10 protein-coding genes are annotated in these 20,340 nt (G+C 37.6%); 5 read left to right on the plus strand and 5 right to left on the minus strand.

The features are described 5' to 3' along the window. Positions 1–45: 45 nt before the first annotated feature. Genes AYT27_RS02815 through lptF form a run of 3 tightly spaced genes read right to left on the minus strand, consistent with a single transcriptional unit; the run spans position 46 to position 4,700 of the window. Positions 46–2,415 carry an LPS-assembly protein LptD gene (locus AYT27_RS02815; RefSeq protein WP_011180473.1) on the minus strand — a complete coding sequence of 790 codons (2,370 nt, stop codon included), beginning with the start codon at positions 2,413–2,415 and terminating at the stop codon, positions 46–48. Further along, positions 2,416–3,513: an LPS export ABC transporter permease LptG gene (gene lptG, locus AYT27_RS02820; RefSeq protein ID WP_011180474.1), complete on the minus strand. Its 1,098-nt coding sequence runs from the start codon at positions 3,511–3,513 to the stop codon at positions 2,416–2,418. Further along, positions 3,510–4,700 (minus strand): LPS export ABC transporter permease LptF, encoded by a 1,191-nt coding sequence (gene lptF / locus AYT27_RS02825; protein ID WP_011180475.1) that lies wholly within the window; start codon positions 4,698–4,700, stop codon positions 3,510–3,512. The genes lptG and lptF overlap by 4 nt, the downstream gene beginning before the upstream one ends. 409 nt (positions 4,701–5,109) lie before the next feature. Here lptF and AYT27_RS02830 point away from each other — a divergent pair, with 409 nt between their 5' ends. Further along, positions 5,110–5,556, plus strand: coding sequence for a DNA polymerase III subunit chi (locus AYT27_RS02830; protein ID WP_034447394.1), 447 nt, complete (start codon positions 5,110–5,112; stop codon positions 5,554–5,556). Positions 5,557–5,744: 188 nt separating this feature from the next. Continuing rightward, positions 5,745–6,011 carry a hypothetical protein gene (locus AYT27_RS09150; protein WP_011180477.1) on the plus strand — a complete coding sequence of 89 codons (267 nt, stop codon included), beginning with the start codon at positions 5,745–5,747 and terminating at the stop codon, positions 6,009–6,011. Here AYT27_RS09150 and AYT27_RS02845 read toward each other — a convergent pair. Beyond that, the gene (locus AYT27_RS02845; RefSeq protein WP_034447393.1) at positions 6,008–7,297 is read right to left on the minus strand and encodes an MFS transporter; all 1,290 of its coding nucleotides are present in this window, start codon (positions 7,295–7,297) and stop codon (positions 6,008–6,010) included. The genes AYT27_RS09150 and AYT27_RS02845 overlap by 4 nt on opposite strands. 564 nt (positions 7,298–7,861) lie before the next feature. Between AYT27_RS02845 and bafA (AYT27_RS02850) the strand changes: the two genes are divergently transcribed. From bafA (AYT27_RS02850) to bafA (AYT27_RS02860), 3 genes are all read left to right on the plus strand, one after another. After that, positions 7,862–11,878, plus strand: coding sequence for a BafA family autotransporter (bafA, locus tag AYT27_RS02850; RefSeq protein WP_034447392.1), 4,017 nt, complete (start codon positions 7,862–7,864; stop codon positions 11,876–11,878). 380 nt (positions 11,879–12,258) lie between these two features. After that, the gene (gene bafA, locus AYT27_RS02855; RefSeq protein ID WP_011180480.1) at positions 12,259–14,829 is read left to right on the plus strand and encodes a BafA family autotransporter; all 2,571 of its coding nucleotides are present in this window, start codon (positions 12,259–12,261) and stop codon (positions 14,827–14,829) included. Between the two features lie 391 nt (positions 14,830–15,220). Continuing rightward, positions 15,221–17,845 (plus strand): BafA family autotransporter, encoded by a 2,625-nt coding sequence (gene bafA / locus AYT27_RS02860; RefSeq protein ID WP_011180481.1) that lies wholly within the window; start codon positions 15,221–15,223, stop codon positions 17,843–17,845. A 277-nt stretch (positions 17,846–18,122) separates the two neighbouring features. Here bafA (AYT27_RS02860) and AYT27_RS02865 read toward each other — a convergent pair whose 3' ends face one another. Further along, the gene (locus AYT27_RS02865) at positions 18,123–20,000 is read right to left on the minus strand and encodes an ABC-F family ATP-binding cassette domain-containing protein (RefSeq protein WP_011180482.1); all 1,878 of its coding nucleotides are present in this window, start codon (positions 19,998–20,000) and stop codon (positions 18,123–18,125) included. Positions 20,001–20,340 lie beyond the last annotated feature (340 nt).

Below are 20,340 nucleotides of genomic sequence, written 5' to 3' on the forward strand. Positions count from 1 at the left end.
TTTTTTTATAAAAACAATGGTAAGTTATATCACCTATAATTCTCCTTATAAATCTGATTTTGTTTTTTTTCCGATATCTGCAATTGTACGCAATGAAAGAGAGAAATTGAAGTTTTGCAAAGGTGTTTTTTTTCCTAGATTAATGACTTGCTGATAACCAAATGTTAGCCCGAAACATTCATCTGCATAACGTAAGCTGATTCCTCTCTTTACGAATGTATCGGATATTAAATCGTAACTGGCATTGCTGCTAATGGACCAAGAGTTAGTCAGTTTAATACCAGTTTGAAAAGAAATTTCTTGACGCTCTTGTGGATATTCATAGTCTGGCTGGCTTGCAATATAGGCATATTGTACAGCAGCCTCAAAATTTTGCCATTTCTGTGACGCTTCAATTTCACTACGGTGAATTTCTCCCGTTTTTTTATCAAAACGTCCGCGAGCTTCCAAGAAAAAACCACTCTTATGATTTGCACCAAACATTGCAACATAGTCTGACCGTGTTGCTTCAAGGCTAGAATGAATGCCTACATTAACAAAGTCCTTTTCTGCAAAAGAATTTTTTCCTGCAAGATGAAAAGATTGTCCAATAACACCATAAAGAGACCAATCATTGTTAAAGTTTCCAGAATACCTTAGTCCTATATTAGCTCTTGTTCCACCTTCTACGCGGTCATAACCAGAGAACTTATCACGTTGAAAGAGAGTGGTTGCGTCAAATACAAAGCTTTGCGCATCTTCATTGGGGATTTGTCCAATATATTGTTCATTATTGCGTATAAAAATTTGTGCAGTTGGTTCTATAATATGTGTAGAGCTATCAAATGTAATGAGGAATGGATAGCGTAATTCTAAACCAGCAGTTGCCATACCGCGCAGTGCTGAGCCACGGACTGTTGATAAGGGGTCATTTGTTATATGAGCATTCTTGTTGTCGTGCGTATTTGTTGTCATGATATCAGCACGTAAAGAGAGAAGAGGAGTTAATATGAGTCCACCGTGCATGGTAAAGCGCTTTTTCCACTCTAGCTCGTTTGTTAAACGAAAACTATTTCCTGCGATACCAGAAAGCCTCACAGTGTTAAGCGGATGTCCATTCCAGTTGCTAGAGCTAAAGTTAGTATGATGACGATAAACTGATTGCATATTACTGTGAAAAGTAAGCAATCCAATATAAATTGATTCATCTGGTGTGAAAGAATAATCGATTTGAGGGAGAACCCACGCTTGTCGAGAGTGGCGTTCATGACCAGGATCATTTAAGATCAAATCTTGAACCTTGAAATGGTAAAAACGCATGTCAAAGTGGTTTTTACCTGCAAGACCATTTAGATAAAGCTGAGAGAGCTGTGTAGGATCCCTATAATTTTCAAGTTTATAAGCACGACTAAAATGTCGATCAGATTGAGCGAGAATATCCCATCCATAAGTCCAGCGTGAATTAAGACGAAAATCACCCTTTGTTGCGAGCATATAACGGTTTTTATGCTGTGCATCAATCGTATCATTGTCAAAGTTTTGTGGTCTCAATTGGTATATATGAGCGAAGCGAATGTTGTAATTGCCCGTTTGAAAACGTTGACGCCATTCACCCTCGGTTAGAAGACCTTGTTGGCTATAGAGTGTAGAGGAAAGTGTTAAATCATAATGGGGAGCAAGATTCCAGAAATAAGAATTTTTTATGCCCATACCCAAATAATCGGCATAAAAAAAATGGGGCGCGAGAAAACCGCTAGCACGCCGTATTGTTGGGTCATAGAGCTCAAAAGTTGGAAGCTGTGCAATCGGTACACCAAAAACTTCAAAACGGCTATTTTCAAATTGAATTTTTTTGGTAACGCTATTCCATATGATCTTTCTTGCTTTAATTTTCCAAAGGACGTCTCTCTCTGGTTTATAAGAGCAAGGTTCACAGGCTGTATAGGTGGCATTATCAAAGATTGTTATCTGGTTATTACGGCGTGTAGCACTTGTTGCCGCAAAATGGATATTGGTGGCTGTGTCGATGCGTAAAGCATTTACGAAGCCTTCGCCAAAATCTTTGGTCATATCAATCTGATTTGAATAAATTTTATTACCGTCTTTTTGAACAATTTCAACATTTCCTTGTGCGATAATACGTCCTGTCTTTTGATTATAAGTGACTTTTTGGGCAACAACTTTATTGCCATTATATTCGATTTGCACATTGCCTTGTGCAGAAACAGTATTTTCATCACGATTGTAGATGAGTTCATCTGCAGAGAGCAAAAGAGGACTTACTGGTTTTGGGCTGTGATTTTGAACAAGAAAAGTAGGATTTTTGGCGCTTGTAGAACAGGATAAAAATATACCTAGGACACAACCTATAATACTTTTAAAGGCAAGTGTATGTAATTTTATCAAAATCACTCTCTTACTTATTAATGCTTTCACTTAGCCATCCTCTTTATGGAGTAAAAAAGAGATTCCTAAAAATAATGCAATAAAAACTGGTGTCCAAGCTGCAATAATTGGTGGAATATATCCGGCATTACCAAAAGCTTGAACCAGTATGGAAATGACATAAAGTGAGAACCCGGCGATTACGCCACCAAGAATCAATATTTTAGATTGTCCAAAGCGCGTAAAGTTTAAAGATACAACTGCTGCAATCAGAGTCATTGCTATAAGCAATGCTGGTAATGCAATCAAAGATTGTAAATACATATCGAAATTATTGGCAGAATAACCAAATGAGCGTGCAATCATAATTTTTGTTGGTAATTGGTAAAATGGGATAGTCGCGGGATTCACTAAACGTTCAGTTAAAAATTCAGGCTTTAAGGTGGTTTGTATCTGAAGTTCAGAAAACTTTTCAGGAGGATGCCCTATTTTATAAATTGTTCCATCTGTTAACAGCCAAGCCCCATTTATCAATGTTGCTTTTCTGCTGTTAATCCAATTTTTGATTGTTGCATTATCGTTGTACTGTACAAAGGTTGCATCTATAAGAGAAAGTCCTTGATCGGTGATAGATTTAGCACCAATGGTTGTTCTGCCTGAATGTGTACGTTGTGTTAACCATAAGATGCGTGTGTTATGAAGAGATGTAAGCACATTATTATTCTTACTGCGCCATTCTGTCATCATTCTTTCTGCTTGAGAAAATCCCCATGCGGCAAGAGGGTTAACGAGAAGAATTGAAAATAATCCAAAAAGAAAAGCTCCAAAACAAGCAGGCATGAGAAACTGCCACGCAGAAATACCGATTGAACGAGTCACAACAAGCTCAGATTTTCGATTAAGTGAGATCAACATTGCCATTGCAGAAAAGAGTGCAATAAAGGGGATGAGCTGTTGCATGATAAAAGGGATGCGTAAAACAGAGATAAGAAATGCATCTTTTGCCGTATAACGGGGCAGAGAAGATAATCGACCAGAATTTTCTGTAAAATCAATTAAAAGAGCAAGAACAAAAATCCCTCCCAAAAAATAACAGGTCATTTTGAGATAACGTATAAAGAAATATTGCCCAAGCGTCCATCCAATCATGATACCTCATCCGGGGGAGATTGAGATTTTCGATATTCAAATTTGCTGATTACTTTTTGAAAAACAATTTGAATAACCTCGTTAAGTTTTATAGGAGTACCAATTGTACGATTTGTTAAGAGCATGAAAAAAACGAGTATACTTACTCCTATTGGTATAATATAAAGGAGAGGAACGTATGCAAGATCACTCTTTGCTTTTTCGGCAGCAAAATATCCTATCCAGTAAACCAGAAAAGAAAAGGCAATTGCAGAGAAATTTGCAGAATTACCTACTTGCCGATATGAGCGTGTATCTCCTGCTGCTGCTAATGCAATGAGTGAAAAAACGATAGGATAGAGCCATTCTGTAAGTCTGCGGTGAAATTCAGCTCTGTATTGGAGTGGTTTGCGCTGATAGTATAGATCTTTTGGGTTAGGATTTCGCAAATAAGAAAGAGGTCTATCTTTTGGATAGAGAGTGGGCGTTTTATCGTTGGGGATGAATTCACCCAGGCTAAAAGTATACGAGCTGAATTGAACGATTGAAACACTGTCATTTTGATGATTGATCCTTTCTATTTCACCGTTATTGAGGACTAGAAAATGGCCGTTTTTATTACTAACAACTGATGCTTTTGTTGCATAATAAAAAAGATCAATCTTAGGATCACGCTGGTCAGCAATGAAAAGGTGTGCAAGGGTTCCATCGGGATTGCGTTGGCCAATTTCTATGTAAAGGTTATTAGCGAGTTTTTGGAAACTGCCTTCACTAATGAAAAGATTAATAAGATCATAATGAGTAGTTGCTAGCATTTGTCGCATATTAAGACGTGCTTGAGGAATGACAAAATTGGCTATAAAAAAGGATGCACACGATGCAACAAAAGCGATAAGAAGAATTGGTCTCCAAACAGTGCTTTTGGGAAAACCAGAAGCACTGATAATAGCGAGTTCTGAGTCTTGATTCATTGCTGAGAGAGTGCTTGTAATTGCAATCAATAATGCAAATGGGATAACAAGAAAAATAACAGAAGGAACCAATGAGATTGAAAATTGCAAGATTGTTAGAAGCGTTTGTTTACTTGTTGTAAGAAAGTTTATTCGTGCAAGAATTTGCACTGTCCAACTGATACCAATTGCTGCAATCATGACAGCACTGAACAGAATAAGAATGCGTTTCAGGATGTATAACTCAATAATACGCATAGATTGGATAACATCCTTAAAATTTAATTAGAAAGTAGATACTCTATACGAACTAGGTTAAAAAAGATAACCAAAATTTGAAAACCGCCTCTTTACCTTGCGCATTTTCACCAATAAAAAGTATAAAGTAGCTAGTTAATTTCAACATATTTTGCCATACATTATATTCTATTTTCAATTGTATTCTATAGAGAAACTAAAAAACGGACTAAAGAACTTTTATTAACTTAAGAGATGACGATTTGTTTTTTTCTTTTTCTATCTTTAATACACATCAGAAAAAAGCATTTATACACAAATGCGAAAAAAGAATCATTTTATCTCAAAACATTTTCTTTTGTATGAGGGATAGAGAAGTTTCTTCAAAAAGATATTGTTTTTTTTATAAAGAATGATAAGGGCGAAGAGGGTGGATATTCTTTTCTATCATTTGACGCAGTCAACGTTGGAAGATATTTTGCCAACACTTGTAGAACGTGCACTAGGACGTTTTAGTAGGGTAACAATACAATGTGTGAGTAAAGAACGACGTGATGCTATAGATACACGTTTATGGGTTTATGCTGATGAAGCATTTATTGGACACGGAACTGAGTGTGATCAATATCCAAATTTTCAGCCTGTATTTCTTACTACAGGGCAGGAGAATCCGAATGATTCAAAGATACGTTTTCTCATAGAGGGAGCGATTTGTTCGGATATAAATGCTTATCAACGACTTGTAGTGCTCTTTGATGGTCAAAGTGATGAACAGTTGCACATTGTTCGCGCACAGTGGAAAAAATATAAAATGGAAAATCATAATTTGACTTATTGGCAGCAGACTGAAGATCGCTCTTGGAAAAAACAAGTTTGATGCATGTAACATCTATTATTTTGACTTTTATAGGACTGGTAGGAATAATCAATCAGGCAATTTTATTGCAGAAGGATCAGAAGGAGGATATTGGGTTTTTATTGTGATGTTTCTTCTGGGAGTAATAAAGATGTGTTCTACAATTGTTCATAATTATCTTTCTGACAAAATATTCAAACGGAGTGATAATGATCATTGATCGAATTTTGCTTATTTTATGGGCTGTAATGTTAGCTTTTTTTTGCGTTTCATGGTTGGGGACAACACATATCTTATCACAAATAGTTTCTATTGCTTATATTAATAATATAGCGGATATTTTGTTCTTTTTTTTGAGTGCACTGTTTGCTGGAATACTGTGGTGGAATGTTCCTCACCCAATGCCTTTGAAAATGAAATTGGCAGCATTTCTGCCGCCAGCATTCATTTTATTTTTCTTCTTTATTGTGTTCTAGTTTGATATTTCCTCATCCGTAAATCCAACAAAGCAAAGTAGTGAAATAAAAGAGGCAAGAAGTAAATAATAGCCGATATAAGAAGTATCAAAATGCTGTACCAGATATTCCGCAATATAAGGTGCAAGAGATGCACCTACGATACCGGCTAAGTTGAAGGTTATAGAAGAACCAGTGTATCGAATTGCTGTTGGGTATGGTGAAGCTAAAACAGCACCAAGAGGACTATACACCATTCCCATGATCGACAAACCAATGGTAGACATTGCAAGCACTCCTATGACTCCAGAGCTTAAGAAATAAGGAATTGCGAAAGAATAGATACCAGTAATTATTGTGATGCAAATCATCAAAGTTCTGCGTTTAATACGATCAGCGAGTTTTCCAGTTAGGACAGTGAAAATTCCGCAAAAGATAGCACCAATGACTTCTACTTGGAGAGCCTGATAAAATGACAATTGCAAATGGTTTGTTGAATAACTTAACAAATATGCGGTGACCAAATAAAATAAAACAAATGTTGCCATACCAGCAAATGTCCCAAGAAATAAGATTCGTGGGCATTTTAAAAAGACATCTATTATAGGGACTTGAACACGCTCTTTGCGTTCAAGAGTTTTTTTGAATTCAACTGTTTCGTTGATTGAGAGACGAACCCATAATCCCACAAGCATTAGAAAAACTGAAGCAATAAAAGGAATGCGCCATCCCCATGCTAAAAGTTCGTCATGATCAAGGAAATGCAATAGACCTAAATAAACGACAATAGATAAGAACAAACCAATTGGAACGCCTAATTGAGGAAACATTGCATACCATCCACGCTTTTGGGGAGGAGCATTTTCTGTTGCAAGCAGAACGGCTCCACCCCATTCGCCTCCCAACCCCATTCCTTGTCCAATACGGCATAGGGTTAAGAAAAAGGGAGCAAACCATCCAGCTGTTTCATAAGTAGGAAGAAAACCAATAATGACTGTTGATAGTCCCATCGTTAGAAGAGCGGCGATAAGGGTTGCTTTTCGTCCAATTTTATCTCCAAAATGTCCAAAGATAATTGATCCAAGGGGGCGTGCAAAAAAGGCTGCTCCAAAGATCAGAAAAGATTGCAAAATGGCAATTTGATCATTTTGCGTTGGAAAAAACACATGAGGAAATATGAGAGCTGCGGCAGTTGCAAAGACATAAAAATCAAAGAATTCAATTGTTGGACCAATAAGGCTTGCAAACAAAATGCGACGAGGAGAGTTTTGTTTGCTTATACCTTGTGTTTCTGAGTTTATAGACATGAACAGAATGTCCCTTTCAGTATATGACAAATCAAATTATGAAACTAAAAGCTTATAATTATAAAAATTTAGAACCAGTGTCGAGTCGGTATTATTATGATTCCAGTTTATGAGAACAATGCAATAAGCATAGATGACTTACTGTATATGCGTCTGAATTGAAGATAATAAAAATACTGTTTAAAAGAGAGAAATATCTTATTATAGACGATGCAATCTCTTTAACTTCCCATTACTGTTTTTTTATGCACTCTTACTTTTATCTCTTTAGGGATCAATCTTATTTGGTAAGCTAGTTTCTAGTATCTCAAGAGCATTTAAAAAGCTTGTATCGCTGCAATTTAGACACTTTTTGAGTGTATAAAGGTAATACAATCTTTGGTTTTTCATGAGTTTAATAACACACATTTGTTTTGGGGATACAGAACTTATTACAGTGAATGATGTGTGTAAGATGTTTTACCATCTTTAAAAACAGGGACATGAGCAATAGCATCGAGATGTTTTCCTCTATGCACTTTTTCTCAATATGCGGAATTTATTTAAAATCATAGAGTTTGAAGAATGCAACGCAAATTGAACGTGAGTTTTTGGACATTGTTGATGACCAGTAGTTTTCTTATCAAGACTGCAAATGCAGAAACAGTAGCTGAGTCAGGAGACAAATCACACAGAGCAGTAGGTCTAAGTGAACAGCCAAGAGAAATGGATAAGAATATCATCAATGGGAGCTTTATAATTAAGGAGGGTGAAGTTGAGAGTGTCGGAAATGGAGAAACTTCAAAGGGTACTCTTATTGATGAATATGGATTACAGAGTATCGAGTATGGAGGACAAACGGAGGAGGTTAAAGTTTATGGTGGCGAACAAATCATTTTAGGAGAGGGGAGTTATGCTTATAGCTCTAAAATTCAAGGTAAAGGTGAGACATTAGGACAACAGAATGTGTATGATGATGGAGTGGCTCTTTTCACAGATGTTATGAGCGGAGGAGAACAAAATCTTAGTACATGGCTTGGAGATATTGGTGGATTGGCAGTGGATACTAGGGTGTTTGCGGCAGGGGTACAGAATGTTTTTGCTGGTGGGAGAGCGAATACCGTTACTTTGGAAGAAGGAGCCCTTCAAAGAGTCTATGCTGGTGGATATGTAGAAACTCTGATGATTAATAGCGGAGCCAATTCGTTGGTTTATTCTGGTGCAATATTGGAAGGGGCAGTAAAGATTAATGGCTCTGGAAAACTCCATCTTTACGCTGGAGATGGAGGACATCAAACTACAGCAGAAGAGATTCTTTTAAATGGAAAGGAGGCGCAATTATACTCTATTGCTACTGAAGTTAATGGCTCAAGCTCTCTGATTGGGAAATTAAGTGGTAACGGGAGTGTTATTTTCACTTCTACTGCTACCTCTCCTGATTCTACAAAGCTTAATTCTTATTATTCTCTGCTTTATGTTGGTGATCTTTCAGGAAGTCTACATTTCAATTTGAGGGTTAATGTTAAAGAACGCTACGGCGACTACCTTATTATTGAGGAAGGAGCAGGTGATCATACAGTAAGCGTTTTAGATTCTGGTGCTGAAATTGCAAACAACTCCTTCCAATCAGTTAATTTAATTACTGATAAAAGTGGAAACGCTCATTTTTCTTTAAAGAATCGTTCTGGTGAAAAAGCGGCTACTATTGATGGTGGAGCCTATATGTATAGTTTGCAACAGAAAAAGGGTAATGATGGAGAAAAAAAGATTTGGTATTTAGCTTCTGCAGAAAAGGTTTCTACTTCTTTAACCACTTCATCTAATATGGGGTTGCCTATAAATGGATCTCTTGGAAAAGAAGAGGATGTGACAGTTTCACAAGATCCTATAGTCAGTTCTTATGCAAGTGATTTCAGTTTTTATCCAGATGATTTCATTATGGAAAAGGAAGAAGAAAGTTTGCAAAGCTCTATAATCAGTGAGGATAGCGTTCATATTTCTGATGATGGAGAATCAGATGATCCTAAATGGTCCATTAACACTATGGTTGAGGGGGCTGGAACACTCTATGTTGAGGCAGGTGGTTTCAGTAAAAATACGACAATTGAACATGGTGGTTCTGAGATTGTGGCAGAACAAGGTATTTCAGAATCTACTATTGTTTATGAAGGTGGAAAACAAAATGTCGAGGGTGGAGGGGTTACATTGAAAGCTCAAATCTATGGCGGTGAGCAGCTTATTTTTGGAGATGGTTATGTAAATGGGAGTATTGCAGGAAGCAGCGCCTATAACACAACCATTTACGGACAAGGTGAAATACCAGGATATCAGAGTGTATATGATGATGGAATGGCTGTAGGAACAAAAATTATGGAAGGAGGAATACAAACTCTTGCTAAATGGTTCTCAGAGGATGATACTTTTGCACAAAAGAGCGGTGGTTTAGCGATCAATACTGAAGTTTTCGCGGGTGGGATGCAGCGTATTTTAGCAGGAGGTGAAGCGGACACTGTTACTTTATACACTGGTGCTGTTCAAGTAGTTCATGCTGGTGGATACGTGAAAAATCTAACGATTGAAAATAGAGCGAATTCGTGGGTTTCTGCTGGTGCGATGTTAGAAGGGAAAATAACGGTTAAAGATTCTGGACAACTCCATCTTGATGCTGGAGATAATGATCATCAGACTACGGTAGAAGATATTGATTTAAGTGGAGAAAATGCCCGTTTATACTCTATTTCTGATGAATTTGATGACAAAAGTTCTTACATTCAAAAGTTAAGCGGTGTAGGAGAAATTGTTTTTACTTCTGCTGGAAATGATTTGTATTACTCTCGGCTGTATATTGATAATCTTTCGGGTAGTATGCATTTCAATTTTAATGTCAGCCTTGCAGAAGAAAAAGGTGATTATCTCTCTATCAAGAATGGTTCAGGATATCACACAATAAGCATTATAGATTCTGGAATTGAAATTGCCAATCCTTCTTCAACAGAACTTGATTTAATTGTTGATCAAAGTGGAGGGGCGCATTTTACTTTGCAAAATTTATCTGGTGCAAAAGTAAAACCTGTTGATGCTGGAACTTATCTGTATGGTTTAAAACAGAAAAATGGTGATGATGGAAATAAAAAAATTTGGTATTTGTCTGCAGTATACATTGATAGTGTCCAGCGTAGAGGCAGATTTTTCCGACATTTAAATCAAAATCAACCGATTTCTGTTCTTTCAACAAGTCTAGCTTCGGAAGAACAGGCAGCTGAAATTCTGTGTCAAAGAGGGAGGTGCCGAAGTTTACGTCAAAAGCCTCTCTCTTCTGTTCATCCTTTTAATGCTGTTGTAGGGTTACGTAAAAATAATATTCACCAAAATTTAGATCAGAAGCCATCGGGTTTTGATTCTTCAACCGTTTCAATTTCTAAAAATCAGTTTTTTGAGGTTTCATATCGGAATCATATTCACCAGAATATAACTAAAGATCCGCAGTTTTCCTCCTCTACCTCGTCTTTAGAAAAACCAGCGTCTGATACATCGAGTCCAACAGGTCATTATCATTCTTCTGATGAACAACAGCAGTCAGTAGTTTCTACGGATGGCCAATCTTTAGCCGATCAAATGATTTTACGTCCAGGTCAGCAAGGTAGCTCTTCTCCACAATCAAGCCAGAAGCTGTCAGTTTCTCACTTTTTAACCACTCCCTCTACAGATGCAGTATTGTCCATGTCTGTGACTCCAGCACTGGTTTTTCACAATGAGCTGCAAGCTGTACGTGCGGGAAGAGGAATTCTAGACAGAGGTAAGAAAAATACGGCTTTCTGGGCGCACGCAATTAAGAGCAAAGAACACATCGTTGCAGATCATAAAGACTTTAAGCTTGATCAGACAGGTATAGTTTTAGGTGTCAGTGGTGTAAGTGAGTTAATGGGTGGAGAGTTTTATATCGGTGGTTTTGGTAGTTATGATCAAGCACGTGTTGCACATGCACGAGGTGGTGTGAGCGGCATAAACACTTATAGCATTGGAGCGTATGCAACTTATTTTGATAAGAGTGGATGGTATTTAGATAGTATTTTAAAATACAATCAGTATCAGAATAACCTAAAGGCTGTTTCAACGAATGGTATAGCGATTGAAGGAAATTATAATCAATGGGGGTTGGGTACATCATTTGAAGCGGGTTATCGTTTTGAGACAACGAAGAGTAGTTGGATGCAACCTTATGCACAATTGAGCTGGTTGCAGGTAGAGGGTAAAGAGATCAAGCTTTCGAATGAGATGACGGGTGATATAAATGCCTTTACATCCTTACGCAGTGAGGTTGGTTTATCTGCGGGATATGAATTCTGTTTAGGAGGAGATGTTACTTCTATGGCTTACATTACGGCAGCGTGGTTGCGTGAGAATAGAGATAGCAATCGTACGACGATTAATAAGCTGCATCAATTTGTCACGGACTTGTCGGGGAATTTTGGTAAATTGGGGATTGGTTTGAGTAGTTTAGTGAGTAAGAAGTTCAAGCTTTATGCGGAAGCACAGTATGTTAAAGGGGACAAGGTGAAGCAGTCATTCCAAGGTATTTTAGGGGTACGCTATAGTTTTTAAGGATACAATCTGGTTGTATTTTCTGAGCTGTTTTGAAAGTGTCGTTTTTTAAAGCGAAATATTCCATGTATGGTTAAAGAATAGTTTTTGAGCGAATGCTGATATGATTTTCATAACAAGATGTGTGCTTCAAAGTGTGTTGTTTTTTCTATTTTATTCTTTCTCTTTGATGAAAAACCTTGGGGAAAAATACGAAAAGAACAATGAAAGAACTCTCTTATACTTTCAGTCAAAAAAATATTCGAAAGGATTCTAAGGGTATTTTTTAGCGAAATAAAGAGGACGTTAAAGAGAATTATTACAATGTTAGGTTGAAAATAGGTTTTGCAGAGCTAATTACGCTTTGTATCTATCCAGATATAAAGGGGGAGGATGTAGTTATGCGATATAAGTGGAAACGGAGTTATTGGGTGCTTATAGTCAGTAGCTGTTTTGTACAAGTAGCTGTTGCGGGTGAGGAGGGGAGGTCATGGCTTTTGTGTCAACCTTCAAGCTATAATGAAAATGAAAAAACATTGCATACTCAATATAATGAGGATGTAAGAACAGGAAATTGTATACTTGGAACACCTGACAAGAATATCCTTTTTGGGATGAACAAGGGGGTAGACGCTTTGGAAATGCTTAGTGGTCTTACCATGAAGAACAGCTCTGGAACATTGGTCAGAAAAATACAAGGACTTGAGAGCAAGAGTGGTGGCAATGCTGTGCAGAATGCGCAAAGAAGAAGTATTCCTGTACTTAAAAGTCCTGAACTCATCTTTGTTAAAAATGGGGCGCGTCTGGAAAATTTTGTACTCGATCATAATGGAAAAGCTTACATTTCAAATGATGGTGAAATAGATAGTCCGGGGCAGTCCATCAATAACACTGTGAGGAATGGCGCAGAGATTTATGTTTATGCGGGAGGTCTCAGTGAGAATAGCAAAATTGAACAGGGTGGGACTGAAAATGTTCAGGCTTTAAAAGGAAAACAAGGCTTTTCAAAAAATGCTGTCGTTAAAGAAGGGGGGCAGCAAAGTGTTGGGAATGGAGGAAAAGTAGAAGGAACCAAAATTTATGGTGGAGAACAGCTTGTTTTCGGGGAAGGGGATGTTGGAGGACAGATTAAAGGGAGTAGTGCTTCTAATACTGTTATTTATGGTCAAGGGGAAACACTAGGACAACAAAAGATATACGATGGAGGGATAACTTGGAATACAAAAGTTATGCGAGGAGGTGTGCAAGAGATTGCAAAAAAGACTCAAAGCGCAAAAAATGGTGGTTCTGCTTTTGATACACAAGTCTTTGGTGGTGGTAAACAGCGTATTTTAAAAGAGGGTAAAGCTATTGGAGTTACTTTAAATGAGACCGCTCTTCAGGAAATATATGCTGATGGATCTGTAAAAAATTTAACAATTAATGATGAAGCAAAATCATTGGTGTATGCTGGTGGTACGTTAGAAGGAAAAACACTGGTAAGTCATTCTGGACAACTTCATCTTTATGCTGGAAAAGAGCAACATCGTACTACAGTAGAAGAGGTTATTTTAAATGGAAAAGAGACAAAATTGTACTCTATCACTGATGAGTTTGATGGCAAAAGCTCTCTCATTCAGAAATTAAGTGGTGAGGGGAGTGTTCTTTTTGCATTTACCGGCTCGGATCCGTATTACTCTCAGCTTCATGTTAATAATCTTTCAGGAAGTTTACATTTCGAGTTTAATACCACTCTTGCACAAAATCGTGGTGATTATCTTTTCATTGAGAATGGCAAAGGTAACCACACACTAAGTGTTGCTGATTCTGGTGTTGAAATTACTGATCCTTTTTCAAATAAGCGTGATTTAATTACGGATCGCAGTGGTGAAGCTTATTTTACTTTGACAGATCTCTCTGGTGAAAAAATTCATGCTATCGATGGTGGGACCTATATGTATGATTTGAAACAGAGAAAGGGTGAAAATGGAAAAATTTGGTTTTTATCTGCGGATCGTATCAGTGGACCAGAATCTTCACTTCCTGATCCGAAAGATCCGTTAGTTTCTGGTGGTCTGTCGACGACTCCTTCAGTTGATGCTGTACTCTCTACAGGGGTAGCTCCTGGACTTATTTTTAATAATGAGTTGGAAATTGTGCGTACTGGCAGAGGGGTTCTGGACAAAAACAAGAAAGACATAGGCTTATGGACTTATGCGATTAAGAGCAGAGACCGCATTGCTACAGGTCATATGCATTTTAAGCTTGAGCAGACAGGTATAGTGGTTGGCGCTGATCAGTTGAACGAATTAATGCATGGAAAGTTGTATGTTGGTGGTTTTGGCAGTTATGATCAAGGACGCGTTGCACATGCGCGAGGTGGTGACAGTGATCTCAACACTTATAGCGTTGGAGCTTACGCAACGTATTTTGATCGTCGCGGATGGTATCTAGATGGTGTTTTGAAATATAATTATTATCGTGATAATTTAAAAGCTCTTTCAACGAATGGTTTAGTCGTTCAAAGTAATTATAATCAGTGGGCAATAGGTGGGTCATTTGAAATGGGCTGTCGTTTTGAACCAGCGCAGAGCACTTGGATGCAACCTTATGTCAAATTAACAGGTTTGCAAGTTGCAGGTAAAAAAATCATACTTTCCAATGGAATGACAGCTGATATAAGTTCATTGACTTCATTACGTAGCGAAGTTGGATTAACTGCAGGGCATGAATTTATTATGAATGCAGAAACTTTATTAACAGCTTATATTACGGCAGCTTGGTTGCGTGAGAATATAAATAATAATCATACGACAATTAATAACCGGCATAAATTTATTACCGATTTGTCAGGAAATGCCGGTAAATTGGGAATAGGTTTAAACAGTTTTGTTAATGATAACTTAACGCTTTATGCAGAAGCGCATTATCTTAAAGGACATAAGATTAAGCAAGCACTTCAAGGCATTTTGGGGTTACGTTATATTTTTTAAGTTTATACGTTTATTTTCTGGTCAATTTTAATTTAAAAATTTGATTGTTTTTTATGAGCTAAATATGCACTATTTCTACATTCTTCTGATGTAGAGATAGTGCTAATGCACTTATGTTCTATTTAAGAGCAATTTCGTTTTTTCATTTACTATTGCAAGCATTACAAATTGTGTCTTGAATATAAGAGACAATTTTAATTTTAGTATAATTCTTCTTTATTAGATGATAATAGATTTTTAATTTATGTAATGACTGTTAATATTTAAAGTTTATGATGCCGCATTACAAAGTAATTGCAACATAAATAAAACACATTATGGTTTAATCTAAAGTAAACTACCTTTGTAGTCGCGGGATATTTTTTTCATTATTGATAGTGGAGTGTGAATCATGCGGCATAAATACAAATTAAGTTTTTCAATATTTATAATCAGCAGTTGTTTTGTGCAAGTTGCAAGCGCGAGTGAGAATAAGAATAGGGCGCTAAAAAAGATAACAAGTGTGACAAGTGGGGGAAAGATAGCAAAAAGCTCAGCGCTGGTTACTCAGTCACTTATTCCGAGTAGTAATATTATGATCCAGGATGGTGGTGTAGAAATTGTTGAGAATGGAAAAACTTCCATAGGTGCTACTGTTGAAGAGGGTGGAAAACAGATAGTTACACGTGGAGGAAAAGCAATAGATACTAAAATCAGCGGTGGTAAGCAATTTGTTTTTGAAGAGAGTCCTGCAAATTTTGACGATTTACAAAGGCAGAGCAGTGCATATGATGCTATAGTTTCTGGTGGAAATGGAGTAGTGGGGCAGCAGAATGTATATGATGACGCGAAAGCTTGGAATACGAAAGTTACGCAAGGAGGGGAACAGAATCTGTATATGGGGAATAAAAAAATCGGTGGTGGTTTTGCAGAAAACACTGTGGTTTCAGGGAATGGTAGGCAGCACATTTTAGCAGAAGGAATGGCTACTAATACTATCTTGAAGGATAAAGCTGTTCAAGTTGTATATCCTGGTGGAATTATAGATAGACTAACGGTTAATGGTTCTGCCAGTTCGTGGTTATATGTTGGTGCAGATTTACAAGGGGAAATAAAGGTCAATGATAAAGGACATCTTTATTTATTTGCAGGTGATAGAACAGATCATATCATAAGAGAAAAACTTTTTGTGGAAGGAAGGGTTGCTGAATGGCTATTCGGAGTTGGTGAGCGAAACAACAATGAAACACCTCAGATTGAAATTGACAGTTTAAGTGGTGATGGAGGAACTATTATTTTTTCTTCTGTTCCCTATGATCGACGTCATATTTCACTTCATGTTGAATTTCTTTCGGGTACATTACATTTCAATTTGAATATAAGTACTAAAGACGAAAATAGAGATTACTTATCGATTGGTAGTAATAGTGCGGGTAATCATACCATAAGCATTACCGATTCTGGAGCTGAGATCACAAGTTCTTTTTCACGAAACAGTAGCATTATTGCTGAACTTAATTTAATTACCGATAGAAGCCAAGGTGAAGGAGCTAATTTTGCTCTAGCAAATTACTTTGGTAAGAAAATTACAGCTGTGGATGGAGGAGCATATATGTACACTTTGCAAAAGAGAAACAGATGTGCTGATTCTAGTGGTGATTACACAGTTTGGTATTTAGGTGTAGGCACTGAAAGGGCAGATCGTTCGAATAATTACAGTCAGTGTGTAAAAAATAAATCGAAAACTCGTGTTCCTTTAGTTGCTTCATCTAGTGATGTGGGTGTGGATGCGCAATCTCATCAGAATTTCTCTTCTTCTCAGAGGCAAGATTCCAATTCTCAGACTACTCGTAGAAAAAATAATGAACAGACATCCAAGCCAAGACCTCCGCGGCATTTGAGAGATGCACAGCATCCTCCTATTCCTCCGACGATTCCATTTTTAGAAAAACCAGCGTCTGATACATCGAGTCCAACAGGTCATTATCATTTTTCTGATGAACAACAGCAGTCAGTAGTTTCTACGGATGGCCAATCTTTAGCCGATCAAATGATTTTACGTCCAGGTCAGCAAGGTAGCTCTTCTCCACAATCAAGCCAGAAGCTGTCAGTTTCTCACTTTTTAACCACTCCCTCTACAGATGCAGTATTGTCCATGTCTGTGATTCCAGCACTGGTTTTTCACAATGAGCTGCAAGCTGTACGTGCGGGAAGAGGAATTCTAGACAGAGGTAAGAAAAATACGGCTTTCTGGGCGCACGCAATTAAGAGCAAAGAACACATCGTTGCAGATCATAAAGACTTTAAGCTTGATCAGACAGGTATAGTTTTAGGTGTCAGTGGTGTAAGTGAGTTAATGGGTGGAGAGTTTTATATCGGTGGTTTTGGCAGTTATGATCAAGCACGTGTTGCACATGCACGAGGTGGTGTGAGCGGCATAAACACTTATAGCATTGGAGCGTATGCAACTTATTTTGATAAGAGTGGATGGTATTTAGATAGTATTTTAAAATACAATCAGTATCAGAATAACCTAAAGGCTGTTTCAACGAATGGTATAGCGATTGAAGGAAATTATAATCAATGGGGGTTGGGTACATCATTTGAAGCGGGTTATCGTTTTGAGACAACGAAGAGTAGTTGGATGCAACCTTATGCACAATTGAGCTGGTTGCAGGTAGAGGGTAAAGAGATCAAGCTTTCGAATGAGATGACGGGTGATATAAATGCCTTTACATCCTTACGCAGTGAGGTTGGTTTATCTGCGGGATATGAATTCTGTTTAGGAGGAGATGTTACTTCTATGGCTTACATTACGGCAGCGTGGTTGCGTGAGAATAGAGATAGCAATCATACGACGATTAATAAGCTGCATCAATTTGTCACGGACTTGTCGGGGAATTTTGGTAAATTGGGGATTGGTTTGAGTAGTTTAGTGAGTAAGAAGTTCAAGCTTTATGCGGAAGCACAGTATGTTAAAGGGGACAAGGTGAAGCAGTCATTCCAAGGTATTTTAGGGGTACGCTATAGTTTTTAAGGATACAATCTGGTTGTATTTTCTGAGCTGTTTTGAAAATGTAATAGTTTTTTGTGAGTTTAATACTCAGTGATGAGAGAGTTTTCTGTGAGAGAATGTAAATGCATTTTCCTAACAGAGGGAGGGTGGGGTTTGTGTTCGGTCGTTATAGAGAGTGTTTCCTCTGATTTCTTATCCATTTGATGCGTAATTTTTAGTCGAGTCGTGAATTTTTTGCCTTATGGATGGCTATTATCCTAGAGTTCCCAAGCAAGCAAAATTTTGAAGTGATAAGAGTTTATTTTTGCATCATTTGTGTTTCATATTGATCAGATAACGTAAACCAGAGTGTTTCAGCTTCTTGTAATTTTTTAGCCTTTTGGGCACGTTCTTTTATTTTTTCAGGTATTTTGTTATGAAAAGAAGCAGAAATAAGTTCTTCATCAAGTTGTGCAATTTGTTTATGAAGGTACTCTATCAATGCTTCGGTTTCTACAATTTTCTTACGTAATGGAGCAAGACTAGAACGTTTTTGAGCGTTGCTTTTTCGTTGATCATTTTTAGAAAGGGAAAGTTGTTTTTTGAGGGATACATTTGTTTCTTTTTTGGATGAAAGTCCAAGAATCTCTTTACGGTAAGTATGCATGTCACCTTCATAAGGAAGGACAGTTTTATTTTTCACAAGCCATAAGCGATCCATTGTTGCTTCGATAAGGTGGCGGTCATGAGCAATAAGTATTACTGCTCCATTAAAATGATTGAGTGCATGTATCAGTTCTTGACGGCTATCAATGTCAAGGTGATTGGTTGGTTCATCAAGAATAAGAAGATGGGGCCCTTCAAAAACAGTAAGTCCCATAAGCAAGCGAACTTTTTCACCTCCTGAAAGCTCTTTGGCTTTTGTCATCATTTTTTCCGTTGATATTCCCATACGAGCGACTGCTGCGCGTATTTTAGCGTCTGCTTTTCCTGGCATGAGATGACGCATGTGATCTATTGCATTTTCTTCCGGTTTCAGATCATCAAGTTGATGTTGAGAAAAAAAAGCAATTTTCAGATGTGGAGCAAGAGTGATTGTTCCTTTTTCCGCTTTCAGACGGCCAGCGAGCAATTTAGCAAGAGTTGATTTTCCGTTTCCGTTTGAGCCCAAGAGAGTGATACGGTCATCATTATCAATTCTTAAATTTAATTCTTTTAAAATTGGTTTTCCTGTTTCATAACCAACACTTACGTTTGATAATGCAATAATAGGAGAAGCTACAGGCTTTTCTACTTTTGGAAAGATAAAAGGCTGAACATGCTGAATTTTCCACGTTGTAAGGGGCTTAAGCTTTTCGAGAGCTTTGAGGCGCGATTGCGCTTGTCGCGCTTTACTTGCTTTAGCACGAAAACGAACAATAAAATCTTCCATATGTTTTTGTTGCACTTCTTGTTTTTCAATTTGTTTTTGTTGTACTTTAACAACTTCAGCTTTTTGTTGTTCAAATTGATCATAATTACCACGCCAAAAAGTAAGTTGGTTATTTTCGAGATGCATGATAGAATTAACTGTATTATTTAAAAAATCGCGATCATGACTGATTATGATTACTGTATGGGGGTATTGACGCACATACTCAGTGAGCCAGAGAGTTCCTTCAATATCGAGATAATTTGTTGGTTCATCGAGCAGTAAAAGATCAGGCTCAGTAAACAGTATAGCTGCTAGCGCAATTCGCATACGCCATCCGCCGGAAAAGGATGAGAGAGGTCGCTGTTGTGTGTGAGAATCAAATCCTAAACCAGAGAGGATTTTTCCGGCGCGTGCTTCTGCAGCATGGGCATCAATATCGGCTAAGCGTGCATAAATGGCAGCAATCCGCAGAGGATCAGTTGCGCTTTCTGCTTCATGGAGAAGATTGGCGTGTTCTGTGTTGGCGGCTAAGACAGTTGCAAGCAAAGAGTGTTCGGTTGCGGGTGCCTCTTGAGCAACGTGACCAATCTTTGTACTTTTGGGCATAATAATATCGCCGTTTTCGGGTGATATTTCACCTGTAATGGCGCGAAAAAGGGTTGATTTTCCAGTGCCATTATAGCCAACAAATCCAGTTTTTGAACCAGTAGGAAGAGCAATGTTAGCACGGCTAATTAAAAGACGCCCAGCTATCCGTATTGTAATATCATTCAATACTAACATAATGAAAAATCTCCCTTGCATATTTTTAAAATAAGCGCAAGTGGATTTAATCTTTAAAGAGAGTGTGTAGTTATCATCTTTATTCTTGGTGCAAGTTGGCATCATCATTCTATTTGTCAGCTCAAAATGTTGCGTTGCGACAGCTCTTATAGACGGTTCATGAGAGGTATTTTTACTCCTTTTTTTAAGTGTTTTTATTCACATGCTCATCCACCTTGTGATTTGCAAGCGAAGGATGTTGATGAATTCACTATAAGAGGGTTTAAAATGAGAAAATCTTACAATCTTCGGGTTTTTCATTCAAGTTGAAGAAAGGTAGATAATCCTTATAAATCAATCT

The sequence above is a fragment of the Bartonella henselae str. Houston-1 genome (genome assembly GCF_000046705.1).
Classification (GTDB): domain Bacteria; phylum Pseudomonadota; class Alphaproteobacteria; order Rhizobiales; family Rhizobiaceae; genus Bartonella; species Bartonella henselae.